The following is a 14,645-nucleotide window of genomic DNA, read 5'->3' on the forward strand; positions in this document are numbered from 1 at the left end:
CGCCGGGGCGGTGCTCGGTTCGAGCGCCGCCCCGGGGGGGTGTGGGTGGGTTGGTGTCAGTTGTAGTTGTTGTAGATGGTGTAGACGTTGTCGGGGCGTCCGGCGTAGCTGTTGTTCAGGGTGAACTGGTGGTTGCCGGGGCGGAAGATGCCGTAGGAGGTGCGGCCGGCGCCGGACCAGTCGCCGACGACGGGGAGGTCGCCGTAGTTGCCGTAGGTGACGGTGGAGTAGCTGCCGTCGTCGTGGCGGAAGATGAAGAGGTTGGGCTCCCAGGGGTTGGTGGCCGGGCGGAAGACGCCGAACTGGGAGTGGTGGACGCCGTCCCAGTCGCCGACGATCGGAACGTCCCCGGGGTTGCCGAAGTGGAGCGGGGTGTAGCCGCCGTCGTCGTGGCGGATCCAGAGGGTGGCGGTGCTGGGGCGGTAGACGGCGACCTGGTCGTGTCCGTTGCGGTCCCAGGAGCCGACCGCGGGGAGGTCTCCGGGGTTGCCGAAGGGCACGTGGGAGATGGATCCGTCGCGGCGGCTGAGGTCGAAGGCGGCGGTGCTGGGCCGGTAGATGGCGTGCTGGCACTGGCAGGTGTAGTCCCAGTTGCCGACCACCGGGATGTCACCGGGGTTGCCGAAGCCCCAGCTGCTGTTGAGCCGCGAGTCGGACTTGTCGTAGGACAGGGCCCAGGTCCCGTTGTCGAAGAGGCCGTTGTGGCTGGTCGGGCCGCCGAAGTAGCCGGTGAACGGAATTCCGGCCTGGGGACCGGCGACCCCGACGGTCCGGGTGGAGCTCGCCGAGCGGCCGTGGTCGTCCGTCACCGTCGCGGTGACGGTGTAGCTGCCGCCGACGCCGTACTCGTGGACGATGCTCGGGTTGGCGTTCGGGCCCTCGCTGACCGTGGGCGCGGTGCCGTCGCCGAAGTCGACGGTGTGCCGGGCGATCGGCCACGGGCTGAAGCTCTGGGCGTTCAGCGTGATCTGCGCGCGGGAGCGGTCACCGGCGCTCCACCAGAGCTGCGTCCAGGGCTGCCCGACCGGGTTGAGGAGCACCGTGGCGGTGGCCTTGCGCACCCCGCCGGCCTGGCCGGTGCCGGTGAGCGTCGCGGTGTAGCTGCCGGCGGCGGGGTAGTCGTGGTCGACGAACCGCTGCCCGGGCTCGATCGTGAGGGGCGTGCTGCCGTCGCCGAAGTCCAGCTTGGCACTGCCGGGGACCCAGCTGGCGGAGTAGCCGACGGTGAACCGCGCGTTGAGCGGGTGGTTCTCCTGGGAGTACGGGAGGCCGCTCAGCGAGACGCTCAGCGAGTCCTGCAGCTCAAGGGCGCCGCGGTCCCGGTAGCCGCTGGGGGCGGTGTTGGCGATGCCCGGGTGGTCGGCCGGCTCCTTGCCGAAGAGGTCGGTGGGCGGCACGCCGGGCGCGGTCGGGTCGGCCGCGTCCGTCAGGCCCTCGGCGGCGGCGGGCGCGTAGGCGTAGTCGTCGCCGAACCCGGGGTCGACGGCGTTGTCGTGCGCGCCCTGGCCGGTCGTCCGGAACGCCTCGGGGGTGGCGTAGGCGGTGCCGCCCCAGGAGTAGGAGGCCGAGGCCGGGCCCGGCGACACGACCGTGTTGTAGTCGGCCTTGGTGCCCTGGACCGAGCCGGCCGACACCACCAGAGGAACCGCGGCGGGGGCCGTGCTGCCGCAGCGGGGGGCCGGGCGCTTGGTGAGGATGTTGTTCTCGACCACCGCGCCGGAGGAGTTCCCGGCGAGTTCGAGGTCGTTCCCGCAGTTGCCGGCGATGGTGTTGCCCACCACGACGGTGCCGGGGGCGTCGGTGACCAGCACGCCGCGGCCGGGGGCGTCGGTGACCATACTGGTGGTGACGACGGCGCCGGTCACCCCGGCGTCGATCGCCACGCCCGCGACGGGCGGCGAGAAGACCCGGATACGGCTGACCGTGACGTCGGAGCTGCTCCCGGTGACCCGGACGTTCGCGGTCGCCCCCGGGTCGGCGACGGCCCCACCGCCGGCCACGTAGGCGCGGTCCAGGGTGATCCGGGCGGAGTCCTTGACGAGCACGGCCTCCTGCGGGGCCCCGAGGCTCAGACCGGAGACGGTGACGTCGTGGACGCCGTCGAGCACGAAGGCGTGGACGCCGGTCGAGCCGTCGCCCGAGGCGTTCACCGTCGTGTTCGGCGCGCCGTAGGTGGTGTCGCCCTGGAAGACGATCGGCTTGCCCGGCTGGCCGGAGCGCTTGACCGTCACCTGGCCGGTGAACCGGCGGTTCGCCGGCAGACGGACGGTCTGGCCGGGCTCGACCGCGTCGGCGGCGCCCTGGATCGTGCAGAACGGCTGCGCCTGGGTGCCGGGGCCCTTGTCGGAGCAGGTGGTGGCGCGTTGGTCGACGTAGAGCACGGTGCTCTCCGCCTGGGCGGTGAACGGCAGCACGGTCGTGGCGACCGCGGAGCCGGCTATCGCGACGGCGAGGCCGACACGACGGGAGAGTGGCATGGGTGGGATCCCCCTGGAGTGACACGGTGTGAGGCCGGCGCCGAGAAGTGGACGGGCATGCCGACAGAGGCCCTTCGCAGACGGACCGTCGGCGTGAGCGGCACAAGTATCCACGAGCCCTTCACCCGTGCTCAACCGGGTATCGCCCCGGGAACGCTGCCGGGGCGGTGCTCGGTTCGAGCGCCGCCCCGGGGGGGTGTGGGTGGGTTGGTGTCAGTTGTAGTTGTTGTAGATGGTGTAGACGTTGTCGGGGCGTCCGGCGTAGCTGTTGTTCAGGGTGAACTGGTGGTTGCCGGGGCGGAAGATGCCGTAGGAGGTGCGGCCGGCGCCGGACCAGTCGCCGACGACGGGGAGGTCGCCCTGGTTTCCGTAGGTGACGGTGGAGTAGCTGCCGTCGTCGTGGCGGAAGATGAAGAGGTTCGGCTCCCAGGGGTTGGCGGCGGGTCGGAAGAGGCCGAACTGGGAGTGGTGGACGCCGTCCCAGTCGCCGACGATCGGAACGTCGCCGGGGTTGCCGAAGTGCAGTGAGCTGTAGGTGCCGTCGTCGTGGCGGACCCAGAACTCCGCGGTGGTGGGGCGGTAGATGGCCACCTGGTCGTGTCCGTTGCGGTCCCAGGAGCCGACGGCGGGCAGGTCTCCCGGGTTGCCGAACGGCACGTGCGAGATCGAGCCGTCACGGCGGCTCAGGTCGAAGGCGGCGGTGCTGGGCCGGTAGATGGCGTGCTGGCACTGGCAGGTGTAGTCCCAGTTGCCCACTACCGGAATGTCGCCCGGGTTGCCGAAGTACCAGGTGCTGCCGGGCTGCGAGTCGGTCTTGTTGTAGGAGAGCGTCCACAGACCGTTGTCGAACACGCCGTTGTGGCTGCTGGGGCCGCCGAAGTAGCCGGTGAACGGCACGCCGGCCTGCGGCCCGGGGATTCCGAAGGTCTGGGTGGAGCTCGCCGAGCGGCCGTGGTCGTCCGTCACCGTCGCGGTGATGGTGTAGCTGCCGCCGACGCCGTACTCGTGGAGGATGCTCGGGTTGGCGTTCGGGCCCTCGCTGACGACGGGCGCGGTGCCGTCCCCGAAGTCGACGGTGTGCCGGACGATCGGCCAGGGGCTGACGCTCCGGGCGTTCAGAACGATCTGGGCGCGGGAGCGGTCACCGTAGTTCCACCAGACCCGGGTACTCGGCTGCGGGACCGGGCTCAGGTGCACCGGGGCGGTGGCCTTGCCGACCTCGCCGGCCTGGCTGGTGACGGTCAGTGTCGCGGTGTGGCTGCCGGCGGCGGGGTAGTCGTGGTCGATGACCCGGTCACCGGGGGCGATCGTGACGGGTGCGCTGCCGTCCCCGAAGTCCAGCTTGGCGCTCTCGCGCCCCCAACCCGGGTAGTAGTTGACGGTGAACCGCGCGTTGAGGGGGTGGTTCTCCTGGGAGTACGGGACGCCGCTCAGGTAGACGGCCAGCGGGTCCTGGAGCTCGACGGCGCCGCGGTCCCGGTAGCCGCTGGGGGCGGTGTTGGCGATGTCCGGGTGGTCGGCCGGCTCCTTGCCGTAGAAGTCGGTGGACAGCAGGCCGAGTGCGAACGGGTCGGCCGCGTCCGTCAGGCCCTCGGCGGCGACCGGCTTGTCGTTGACGAACCTGAGCTCGGCGGCGTTGTCGTGCGCGCCCTGGCCGGTGGCCCGGAAGTCCTGCGGGGTGGCGTAGGAGGTGCCGCCCCAGGAATAGGAGGTCATGCTCCGGACCAACGAGACGACGGTGTTGTAGTCGACCTTGGTGCTCTGGACCGAGTCGGCCGACACCGCGAGCGGGACCGTGGTGGGGACCAGGACGCCGCAGCCGCTCGGTGCGGGGTCCTTGGACAGGATGTTGTTCTCGACCGTCGCCCTGGAGGACATTCCGGCGAGTTCGAGGTCGTTCCCGCAGTTGCGGGCGATGGTGTTGCTCACCACGACGGTGCCGGGGGCGTCGGTGACCAGCACGCCGCGGCCGGTGCCGTCGGCGATGATGTTGGTGGTGACGACGGCGCCGGTCACCCCGGCGTCGATCGCGACGCCCGCGACGGGCGGTGCGTAGACCCGGTTGCGGCTGACCGTGACGTTGGAACTGGTCCCGGTGACCCGGATGTTCGCGGCCGCCCCGGGGCCGGTGGCGGTCCCGCCGGCGTTCACGTGGGTGCGGTCCAGGGCGATCCGGGTGGAGTCCTTGACGAGCACGGCCTCCTGCGGGGCCTCGATGGACAGGTCGGACACGGTGACGTCGTGGACGCCGTCCAGCACGAAGGCGTGGGGGCCGGTCGAGCCCTGGCCCGAGGCGTCCACGGTCGTGTTGGGCGTACCGTACGTGGTGTCGCCCTCGAAGACGATCGGCTTGCCCGGCTGGCCGGAGCGCTTGACCGTCACCTGGCCGGTGAACTGCCGGAACGCCGCGAGGCGGACGGTCTGGCCGGGTTCGGCCACGTCGGCGGCGGCCTGGACGGTGCAGAACGGCTGGGACTGGGTGCCGGTGCCCTTGTCGGAGCAGCCGGCGACGGCGTTGTCCACGTAGAGCACGGTGCTCTCGGCGTGGGCGGTGAACGGCAGCACGGTCGCGGCGACCGCGGAGCCGGCTATCGCGACGGCGAGGCCGGCACGACGGGAGAGTGGCATGACTGGATCCCCCCTGAAATGGCGCGGTGTGAGGTCGGCGCCGTCAGAACTGGCGCGCCGGCCCCGGCCCTTCGCGGACAGACCGTCAGGAAGAGCGGCACAAGTATCCATGAGCCCTTCACGGTCCCTCAACGGGGTGTCCCGTCGCACGGTCCGGTAACGCCGCCGGGGCGGCGCTCGGTTCGAGCGCCGCCCCGGCCCGCGCGATCGGTGTCAGCCGATGTTGTTGTAGATGGTGTAGACGTTGTCGGGGCGGCCGGCGTAGCTGTTGTCGAGGGTGAACTGGTGGGTGGCGGGGCGGTAGACGCCGTAGGAGGTGCGGCCGGTGCCGGACCAGTCGCCGACGACGGGGAGGTCGCCGTGGTTTCCGTAGGTGACGGTGGAGTAGCTGCCGTCGTCGTGGCGGAAGATGAAGAGGTTGGGTCCCCAGGGACTGGCAGCGGGGCGGTAGACGCCGAACTGGGAGTGTCCGACGCCGTCCCAGTCGCCGACGATCGGCTGGTCGCCGGGGTTGCCGAAGTGGAGCGGGGCGTAACTGCCGTCGTCGTGGCGGACCCAGAACTCGGCGGTGCTGGGCCGGTAGATGCCGACCTGGTCGTGTCCGTTGCGGTCCCAGGAGCCGACCGCCGGAAGGTCTCCGGGGTTGCCGAACGGGACGTGCGAGATGGAGCCGTCGGCGCGGCTGAGGTCGAAGGCGGCCGTGCTGGGGCGGTAGATGGCGTGCTGGCACTGGCAGGTGTAGTCCCAGTTGCCGACGACGGGGATGTCGCCGGGGTTGCCGAAGCCCCAGGTGCTGCTGGTCGCCGAGTCGGTCTTGTTGTAGGACAGGGCCCAGGTGCCCTTGTCGAAGAGGCCGTTGTGGCTGGTGGGGCCGTCGAAGTAGCCGGTGAACGGTACGCCGGCCTGCGGGCCGGGAACCTCGATGGTCCGGGTGTGGCTCGCGGTGCGGCCGTGCTTGTCGACCAAGGTCTCGGTGACGGTGTAGCTGCCGCCGACCCCGTACTCGTGGGTGAGGCTCAGGTTCGCGCCGTGGCCCACGCTGACCGCGGGCGCGGTGCCGTCACCGAAGTCGACGGTGTGCCGTTCGATCGTGAAAGGGCTGGTGTCCGGGGCGCTCACCGTGATCCGGGCGCGCGAGCGGTCGTCGAGCTTCCACGAGAACTGCGCCGAGAGGTCCGGGACCGGTTCGATGGTCAGCTGGGCGGTCTCCGTACGGGACGGTCCGGTCAGGCTGGTGCCGGTGAGCGTCGCGGTGTACGTGCCGAACGCGGGGTAGTCGTGGTTGATGCCCTGGGGCCCGGGCTTGAGGACGACGGGCGCGCTGCCGTCCCCGAAGTCCAGGGTGCCGGTGCCTGGCGTCCAACTCGCGTTGTAACTGAGCAGGAACTGCGCGTTGAGCGGGTGGCCGTCCATGGCCCATGGGGAGGCGTTCATGGAGACCCACAGCGGGTCCTGTACCTCGATGGCGCCGCGGTCGCGGTAGCCGCCGGCACCGGTGTTGGCGAAATCGGGGTTGTCGGCCGGTTCGTTGTCGTAGAAGTCGGTGGCCAGCATGCCGGGCGCGGTCGGGTCGGCCGCGTCCGTCAGGCCCTGGACGGCGTACATCATGGAGTCGTAGAAGTCGGGCTCGGCGGCGTTGTCGTGCGCGCCTTGGCCGGTGGCCCGGAACTCCTCGGGTGTGGCGTAGGAGGTGCCTCCCCAGGAATAGGAGGCCGAGGTCCGGAGCGGGACGACGGAGTTGTAGTCGGCCTTGGTGCCCTGGACCGAGCCAGCCGACACCGTCAGCGGGGCCGCGGTGGAGGGTGTGCCGCCACAGCTGAAGGCCTGCCGCTTGGTCATGATGTTGTTCTGGACCACCGCTCCGGCGGAGTTCCCGGCGAGTTCCAGGTCGGCCCCGCAGTTACGGGCGAAGGTGTTGCCCACCACGACCGTGCCGGGGGCGTCGGTGACCCGTACGCCGCCGACGCCTTCGGCGATGATGTTGGTGGTGACGACGGCGCCGGTCACCCCGGCGTCGATCGCCACGCCCGCGACGGGCGGCGAGAAGAACCGGGAGCGGCTCACCGTGACGTCGGCGCTGGTCCCGGTGACCCGGATGTTCGCGGTCGCCGGGCCGGCGCCGCTCCGGCCGCCGCGCACCTCGGTGCGGTCCAGAGCGATCCGGGTGGAGTCCTTGATGAGCACGGCCTCCTGCTGAGCGTCGAGGTTGAGGCCGGACACGGTGACGTCGTGGACGCCGTTCAGGACCAAGGCGTGGGCCGACGCGGTGACATTCGTCATCGGCATGTAGTAGGGGACGGCGCTCCTGATGACGATCGGCTTGCCCGGCTCGCCGGAGCGCTTGATCGTGACCGGGCCGTAGGAGTAGCCGTACGGCGCGATGTCGACGGTCTGGCCGGGCTCGACGACGTCCGCCGCGGCCTGGATGGTGCAGAACGGCTGCGCCTGGGTGCCGGTGCCCTCGTCGGAGCACTTGGCCCGGTTGTCCACGTGGAGCACGGTGCTCTCGGCGTGGGCGGTGAACGGCAGCACGGTGGTGGCGACCGCGGAGCCGGCTATCGCGACGGCGAGGCCGACACGACGGGAGAGTGGCATGGCTGGGGTCCCCCTGGAATGACACGGTGTGAGGTCGGGGCCGGGAAGTGAACTGGCGCGCCGACAGAAGCCCTTCGCAGACGGACCGTCCGCGCGAGCGGCACAAGTATCCACGAGCCCTTCACGCCGTCTCAACGGGGTATCCCCTTCGAGACCGCGGCGGCGGTTTCGGAGGGCCCCCGGGCGGGGACGGTGGCGGGCATGCTGTCAGTGGTGGTCGCCCCGTGGGGCGCAGAACCGGTGTTCGAGCGGAACGGGGACGAGCCGCACGACGCCGCGAGCACGATGAAGGTGGCCGTGCTGGCCGCGCTGCACCGGGTCGGGGCGGACCCTCGTGCGCCGGTGCCGGTGGTGAACGCCTTCGTCTCCCGGGCGGGCGGGGAGTTCGCCAACGATCCGGACCGGGACAGCGATCCGGTGCCCTGGACGCTGCTCGGCGCCACCGTGCCGCTGGGGCTGCTCACCGAGCGGATGATCACCCACTCCTCCAACCTCGCCACCAACCTCTGCCTGGCCCGGGCCGGACACGGGGCCGTCGCCGAGGTGTGGCGGCGCGCCGGGGCGACCCGCAGCGCCAGTCCGCGCGGGATCGAGGACCACCCGGCGCGCGCGGCCGGGGTGCACAACCGGGTCACCGCGCGCGACCTCGTCCGGCTGCTGCAGTCCCTGGACGGCGAACCGGAGTTGCTCGCGCTGCTGGAGCGCAACGCCTTCCGGGTCGACCTCGCGGCCGGGCTGCCGCCGGGCACCAGGGTGGCGTTCAAGAACGGCTGGCTCCCCGGCGTGCGGCACTGCGTCGGCCTGGTCCGTCCGGACGACTGCCCGCCGTACCTGCTGGCCGTCTGCTACACCGGTCCGCTCGCCTCGGGCGCCGACGAGGCGGCGGCCGATCCGGCCGCCCGGCTGGTGGCCCGGATCTCGGCGGCGGTCTGGGAGCGGCGGCGCGCGATCAGCCGGGCCGGTGCCGGGACGGCTCGTTCAGCGGGTTGACCCGTAGGAGGCCGGGACGGCCGGGGAGTTGGGAGGACCGGCCGTCCGGGGCGGGCAGGCGCTCGGCCGGGGCGGCGGGGCGGTCGGGCGGCGGGGCGGGCGAACAGGAAGCAGCCGGTGTCGGCGGCGGCCCGGCGCGGACCCGGGTCCGCGCCGGGCCGGGTGGGTCAGTACGGCTTGACGAGCACGTGCGCCGCGCCCGGGATGCCGACCTTGAGCAGCTCGTCCTCCTCCGGGGTGGTCGGCGTGCCGGTCTCCTGCTTGAGGATCGCCCGGGACAGCGCCTGCACCCACAGGGCGCGCGGCCGGCGGCGCTCCTCCCAGGCGGCCAGCGCGGCGGGCACCGTCTCGGCGGCGTCCAGGCTCTGGGCGAGCACCAGGGCGTCCTCGACGGCCATCGCGGCGCCCTGCGCCAGGTGCGGGGTGGAGGCGTGTGCGGCGTCGCCGGCCAGCACCACCCGGCCGACGTGCCACGGCTCCTCGACGGTGACCTGCGAGATCCGCGAGTACACCACCGCCGCCGGGTCGGTGACCTGGGCCAGCGCCTCGGCGATCGGCCCGCCGAAGCCGGCCAGGCGCTCGCGCAGCTGCTCGTGGGCGCGCTCCGGGTCCGGGCGGAAGTCCTCGGCCTCGGCGAACACCGAGCCCAGGTACATGAGGTCGTCGCTGATCGGGGTCAGCAGCGCCTTGGCCGCGAGGTTGCCGGTGGACATCACCACGCCCTGCACCTCGGGCGAACGCGGCAGGGTGACCCGCCAGTTGGCGAAGCCGGTGTACTCGGGCGCGTACCGCTCGCCGTAGAGCCGCCGGCGCAGCGGCGAGCCGATGCCGTCGAAGCCGACCACCAGGTCGTAGCGGGCGCTGCTGCCGTCGGACAGGGTGACCGCCACCTCCTCGCCCTCGTCGGCGAGTTCGGCGATGGTGGTGCCGAAGCGCAGGGTCGCGCCGGCGGCGGTGGCGGCCTCGCCCAGCACCCGGGCCAGCACCGGGCGGGGGATGCCGTTGTTGGACGGGGCGTCGCCCATCCGGGGCTGCGGGATCTTCGCGAGGACGCCGCCGGCCGGGTCGCAGATGGTGAGCACCTCCCACTCGAAGCCGACCGCCAGGCACTGCTCCAGCACGCCGATCTCACGCATCGCGTGCAGCGCGTTGGAGGGCTGGATGATGCCGACGCCGAGCGCCTCCAGGGCGTCGCGCAGCTCGACGACGTCGACCCGGTGGCCGCGGCCGGCGAGCGCGGTGGCGGCGGTCAGGCCGCCGATGCCGGCGCCGTGGACGAGGACGCGCAGGGGTGGGGTCATGGTGGTGGTACTCCAAAGGGGGGAGGAAGCGGGGATCGGAGGAGTGGGGAAACGTTTCAGCGGACCGGGGCGCCGGTGGACAGCTCCATCAGGTGATCGACCAGCGCGAGCAGCAGGTCCCGGCCGAACGCCCGCACCCGCACGTCGCCGACCAGCATCGGCACCTGCGGGTCGAGGTCCAGCGCGGCCCGGACCTCGGCGACGGTGCGGGTGTTCTCGCCGTGGAAGCAGTTGATCGCCACCACGAACGGGATGCCCCGGCTCTCGAAGAAGTCGATCGAGGCGAAGCTGCTGTCCAGCCGGCGGGTGTCGGCGATCACGATGCCGCCGAGCGCCCCGTTCACCAGGTCGTTCCACATGAACCAGAAGCGCTCCTGGCCGGGCGTGCCGAACAGGTAGACCACCAGCTCCGGGCTGACCGTGATCCGCCCGAAGTCCAGGGCGACCGTGGTGGTCTCCTTGCTGTCCACCCCCGACAGGTCGTCGACGCCCTCGCTGGCGCGGGTCAGGTACTCCTCGGTGCGCAGCGGGGCGACCTCGCTGACCGCGCCCACCAGGGTGGTCTTGCCGACCCCGAAGCCGCCGGCGATGAGGATCTTCACGGCCGAGGCCGAGGCGGCGGCGGAGGGGGCGGACGAGGGGGAGGAGGGGCGGGGTACGGGTCGTGCCATGGTTCAGAGCCTCCGGAGTCCTTCGCGTACGGCCGTCAGCAGCCCGAGGTCCAGGCCGCCGTCCCCCGAGGCCCGGGCCACCGAGATCGGCGCCCGGGCCCGCAGCAACCCCTGGGCGATGAGGTCGCCCAGGAGGATCTTGGTCACCGAGACCGGAAGGTCGAGCCCGGCCGCCACCTCGGCGACGGCGGCCGGCCGGCGGCACCGCTCCAGGATCCGGCGGTGCTCCGGCTGCAGCCCGCGGGTGCCGGACGACCGGGCGGCCAGCACCGGGTCCGCGAGCTCCTCCACCGTGGTCATCAGCGTGATCAGGGTGAGGTGGTCGTGCTCCGGCGCCGTCCGGCCGCGGGTGATGGTGTACGGGCGCACCATGGTGCCCGCGCCGTAGTCCTCGTCCTCGTCCTCGTCGGGCAGCTCGCTCCAGTGCGGCCTCACCGGGGCGTCACCCCCGGTTCCTGGCGGCGAAGGCGTCGAACTCGCTGCGGACCGGCGTGGTGAGCTTCTGGCCGACCTGCTGGACGAGCTGGTGCATGGCCACCGACATCACCTCGGCGTCCACCTCCTGGTCGGCGACCACCGCCAGGTGGGTGCCCTGGGCGGCGGCGATGACGAACAGCCAGAGCTCGGCCAGCTCGATGATCACCTGGTGCACCGGGCCGCCGTCGAAGAGCTGACCGATGCCCCGGGCGAGGCTCTGCTGGCCGGTGGCGACGGCCGCCAGGCGCTCGGCGTCGGCGCGGTCGATCGAGCGCGAGTGGCTGACGACCAGGCCGTCGTCGGAGAGCAGCACGGCGCTTCTCGTCCCGGGCACCGCGTCGACGAGTCCGTCCAGCAGCCAGTCGAGGTCCTGGTGGGTGGCGATGGTGCGGTTCATGACTGCTCTTCCGTCCTCGTGGTTCGGGGGTCCGCGGCCGGGAGGGCCCAGGGGGAGGGACCCGGCGCGGGAGTCGGGGGGCCGGTGACGGCCGTGGGGGCGGCCGGGCCGGGGGGCAGGCCGCGGTGGTCCGCGGCGTGGTCCGCGGCGGTGCGGTCGGGGCCGGCGGGGCCGGTGGGCTCCGCGGGCCCGGTGGCGGCGGGATCGGCGCCGCCCTGGCCGCGGGCGGCCCGGGACTGGCGCTGGAAGGCGCCGACGGTGGCGCCCGAGCGGCGCGGTGCGCGCTGGAACGGGCCCGCGGCGGCCGGGTCGGCGCCGGGGCGTGCGGGGCGGGGGGCCCGGGGCGGCGGGGGGTCGCGCAGTTCGGCGGCCAGGCTGGCCTGGCGGACCCGCTGCGGCAGCGGGGGCAGCGAGGCCGACGGCGCGGGCGCGCCGTCCTCGCGGCGCCGCTCGGCCAGCCGGTAGTGGTCGGCGGGCCGGTACTGCTCGTCGGCGTACGGGGCCTCGGCGGGCGTCACCGTCGCGTAGGCGATGTCCGGGTAGGCGGGGTCGTCGTAGCCGGTCGGCGGGCCGGCCGGGCCGGGCTGGGCGGGCACGCCGTGCGCCGGGGCGCCGTACGCGGGGCCGGAGCCGCTGACGTAGCCGGTGCCGGGGCCGGTGGTGTGGCCGGTGCCGTAGGGGCCGGCGGGAGAGTCGTGCCCGGCGGGCCGGCCCGGTTCGGGGAGCGGGTGCAGGTAGCCGTCGGGGTCGCCGTGGGCGAAGCCGTCGGCGTCCCGGGGCGCGAAGCCGTCCTCGAAGGCGCCGTCGAAGGCGCCCTCGAAGGCGCCGTCCTCGAAGCCGTCGAACCCGCCGCGGGCCGGGGCCTTGAGCACCTCGTCGTCCGAGGGCGGCACGTACTCGACGTGGGCGAAGGCCTGGGCCTGCGGCGGCTGGCCGCCGGGGGTGAACCAGTCGCCGCCCGCCGGGTCCGGCTCGGCCGCGGGGGCCGCCAGGGCCGCGCGCTCCTCCGCCTCGTCCACCGCGACGACCGGCGAGGACGCCGGGACGGTCGCGGCCGAGGGCATCTCGGTCACCGAGGCGAGCGGCGCGGTCTCCTCGCGCTGCTCGGGCCGCTGGCGCCGGGCGAGCGGGATCGGGGTGACCGCGGCGCCGTCCGGCAGCCCGGCGTCGCCGTCCAGCACGTACTCGCCGGGGACGAGCACGACCACCCTGGTCCCGCCGAAGGCCGACGGGCGGAACTCGATCTGCAGGCCGATCGCGGCCGCCAGCCGGCCCACCACGTGGAAGCCGAGGCGGATGTCGTCGCCGCGCGCGAGCATGTCGGTGCGCGGCGGGTCGTCGGCGAGCGCGGCGGCCATCAGCGCGTTGGCCGCGTCGTACTGCTCCAGGTCCATGCCGAGGCCGCGGTCCTCGATCTCGATCGCGAGCCCGCGCCCGACGACGGCTGCCCGCACGTCGACCGGCGTGGGCGGCTTCGAGAAGCTCGCCGCGTTCTCCATCAGTTCGGCGACCACGTGGGCGACCGGTCCGACCGCGCGCTCGGAGAGCCACGGGTGGCCCTCGACGTCCAGCACGATCCGGCGGTACTCCTGCACCTCGCCCTGCGCCGAGCGCAGCACGTCCAGCAGCGGCACCGGCTTGCGCCACTTCCGCTGCGGCTGGCCGCCGGCCATGATGACGAGGTTCTCCTCGTAGCGGCGCAGGCGGGCGGTCAGGTGGTCGAGGTCGAACAGGCCCTCCAGCACCTCCGGGTCCTCGTGCCGGCGCTCCAGGGCGTCCAGCTTGCGCAGCTGCTGGCCGATCAGCAGCTGGGTGCGGCGGGCGATCCGCTGGAGCAGCCGCTCGAAGCCGCGGTGCTGCTCGGCCTGCCGGACGGCGGTCTCCAGCGCGGAGGTGCGGGCCAGGTTCATCGCCTGGCCGAGCTCGGCCAGCTCGTCGCCGCCGCGGGCGCGCGAGCCGGCGGTGATCGCCCGGCTCTCGGCCTCGACGTCGACCTGCTCGCCGCGGGCGAGGCGCTCGACCACCTCGGGCAGGGTGCGCTCCAGCTCCTGCGCCTGGTCGTGCAGCTCCTTGATCCGGCGGCGCAGCGAGCGGGTCAGCCGCCAGCTGGTGACGACCACCGCGATCAGCGCGACCAGGCCGATCGCGGCGGTCAGCACGACCCGGGTGAACAGCGAGAGGAAGGAGGCCTTGCCGACCACGACCACGCCGTCGGTTCGGGTCTCCAGGACCTTCACCAGCTGCGGGTTGACCTGGTCGAGGGCCTGGCGCCACTGGTCCTGCAGCTGCGGGAGCCGGACGGTGCCGGTCGCGTCGGCGGCGGCCGGGCGGGTGAGCGCCTGCTCCACGGAGGCCTTGGCCTGCCAGGCGGGGCCGCTCAGCAGCTCCGACCAGGAGCCCCGCTCGTCCTCCGGCAGGTAGGGGACGACCTGGACGGTGAAGAGGTGCTCCTGGGCGCCGACCGCCTGCTGGACGAGCTGGTAGTCGGAGGCGCTGAGCTTGCCGGACGGCCAGCCGCGGGCCAGGATCGCGTCCTCGCGGGCCAGCATCTCCTTCGCCCAGAAGGCGTTGACCAGGGTCTTGGAGATCCAGGTGACCTCGCCGTTGTCGCCGTGGCTGAGCGCGGTGAACAGCCGCAGGTCCACGGCGATCAGGTCGGTGTAGTAGGTGTAGACGCCCTGCTGGTCGGCGGTGCCCTTGTCGACGGCGGCCCGCTGGTCGCCCAGCTTCTCCATCGCGCGCCGGGCCTCGGCGACGGCCGTGAGCACCTCGGACGGCGCGCTGTCGGCGGTCTCCTTGGAGAGGGCCTGGAACTTCTGCACGGCCTCGTCGGTGAGCTGGCGCTGGCGCTTCAGCTGGTCGGTGACGGCGGCGGTGCCGGGCCGGGCGAGCGCCTCGGCGCTGAGCCGGCGCTCCTCCTGGAGGTTGTAGTAGACGATGTTGGACGGCTGTCCCGCCTTCTGGGCGAGCAGGCCCTGGTCCGCCTGACGCAGGAAGTCGAGGAAGGTCACACCGCTGGTGACCGCCCACAGGACGGCCAGGGCGATGCTGGGGACGAGGGCGAGGACGAGCAGTGCCGTCCGCAGCGACAGGCGCGGACGACGCCTGC

Annotated in this window: 9 protein-coding genes; 1 reads left to right on the forward strand and 8 read right to left on the reverse strand. The window is 73.2% G+C overall.

Annotated elements, in window-relative coordinates:
* Window positions 1-56 precede the first annotated feature (56 nt).
* The 3 genes from ACFVFS_RS00665 to ACFVFS_RS00675 form a co-directional block, all read right to left on the reverse strand.
* Window positions 57-2,477 (reverse strand): PKD domain-containing protein, encoded by a 2,421-nt coding sequence (locus tag ACFVFS_RS00665; protein WP_380618543.1) that lies wholly within the window; start codon window positions 2,475-2,477, stop codon window positions 57-59.
* A gap of 213 nt (window positions 2,478-2,690) precedes the next feature.
* Window positions 2,691-5,105, reverse strand: coding sequence for a PKD domain-containing protein (locus ACFVFS_RS00670; protein ID WP_380618545.1), 2,415 nt, complete (start codon window positions 5,103-5,105; stop codon window positions 2,691-2,693).
* A gap of 213 nt (window positions 5,106-5,318) precedes the next feature.
* The gene (locus tag ACFVFS_RS00675; RefSeq protein ID WP_380618547.1) at window positions 5,319-7,700 is read right to left on the reverse strand and encodes a PKD domain-containing protein; all 2,382 of its coding nucleotides are present in this window, start codon (window positions 7,698-7,700) and stop codon (window positions 5,319-5,321) included.
* Between the two features lie 201 nt (window positions 7,701-7,901).
* Between ACFVFS_RS00675 and ACFVFS_RS00680 the strand changes: the two genes are divergently transcribed.
* A complete protein-coding gene (locus ACFVFS_RS00680; protein WP_380618549.1) occupies window positions 7,902-8,690 on the forward strand; it encodes a serine hydrolase in 789 nt (262 codons plus the stop codon).
* Between the two features lie 167 nt (window positions 8,691-8,857).
* Here the strand turns inward: ACFVFS_RS00680 and ACFVFS_RS00685 are convergent, their stop codons facing one another.
* Genes ACFVFS_RS00685 through ACFVFS_RS00705 form a run of 5 tightly spaced genes read right to left on the reverse strand, consistent with a single transcriptional unit; the run spans window position 8,858 to window position 14,547 of the window.
* Window positions 8,858-9,991, reverse strand: a complete 1,134-nt coding sequence (locus ACFVFS_RS00685) for an FAD-dependent monooxygenase (protein ID WP_380618551.1) — start codon at window positions 9,989-9,991, stop codon at window positions 8,858-8,860.
* Between the two features lie 56 nt (window positions 9,992-10,047).
* The gene (locus ACFVFS_RS00690; protein ID WP_380618553.1) at window positions 10,048-10,662 is read right to left on the reverse strand and encodes an ATP/GTP-binding protein; all 615 of its coding nucleotides are present in this window, start codon (window positions 10,660-10,662) and stop codon (window positions 10,048-10,050) included.
* 3 nt (window positions 10,663-10,665) lie between these two features.
* Complete coding sequence (locus ACFVFS_RS00695; protein ID WP_380618555.1) at window positions 10,666-11,097, reverse strand: DUF742 domain-containing protein; 432 nt, start codon at window positions 11,095-11,097, stop codon at window positions 10,666-10,668.
* Window positions 11,098-11,104: 7 nt separating this feature from the next.
* Window positions 11,105-11,536, reverse strand: coding sequence for a roadblock/LC7 domain-containing protein (locus ACFVFS_RS00700; RefSeq protein WP_380618557.1), 432 nt, complete (start codon window positions 11,534-11,536; stop codon window positions 11,105-11,107).
* Window positions 11,533-14,547, reverse strand: a complete 3,015-nt coding sequence (locus ACFVFS_RS00705; RefSeq protein WP_380618559.1) for a nitrate- and nitrite sensing domain-containing protein — start codon at window positions 14,545-14,547, stop codon at window positions 11,533-11,535. Before ACFVFS_RS00705 ends, ACFVFS_RS00700 begins: the two co-directional genes overlap by 4 nt.
* Window positions 14,548-14,645 lie beyond the last annotated feature (98 nt).

Source organism: Kitasatospora sp. NPDC057692 (assembly GCF_042799475.1).
In the GTDB taxonomy this organism is placed as follows: Bacteria; Actinomycetota; Actinomycetes; order Streptomycetales; family Streptomycetaceae; genus Kitasatospora.

Excerpts from the sequence above, each read along its gene's own strand:
- ACFVFS_RS00665 (WP_380618543.1), bottom strand. The coding sequence starts at position 2,477 with ATGCCACTCTCCCGTCGTGTCGGCCTCGCCGTCGCGATAGCCGGCTCC.
- ACFVFS_RS00670 (WP_380618545.1), bottom strand. The coding sequence starts at position 5,105 with ATGCCACTCTCCCGTCGTGCCGGCCTCGCCGTCGCGATAGCCGGCTCC.
- ACFVFS_RS00675 (WP_380618547.1), bottom strand. The coding sequence starts at position 7,700 with ATGCCACTCTCCCGTCGTGTCGGCCTCGCCGTCGCGATAGCCGGCTCC.
- ACFVFS_RS00680 (WP_380618549.1), top strand. The coding sequence starts at position 7,902 with ATGCTGTCAGTGGTGGTCGCCCCGTGGGGCGCAGAACCGGTGTTCGAG.
- ACFVFS_RS00685 (WP_380618551.1), bottom strand. The coding sequence starts at position 9,991 with ATGACCCCACCCCTGCGCGTCCTCGTCCACGGCGCCGGCATCGGCGGC.
- ACFVFS_RS00690 (WP_380618553.1), bottom strand. The coding sequence starts at position 10,662 with ATGGCACGACCCGTACCCCGCCCCTCCTCCCCCTCGTCCGCCCCCTCC.
- ACFVFS_RS00700 (WP_380618557.1), bottom strand. The coding sequence starts at position 11,536 with ATGAACCGCACCATCGCCACCCACCAGGACCTCGACTGGCTGCTGGAC.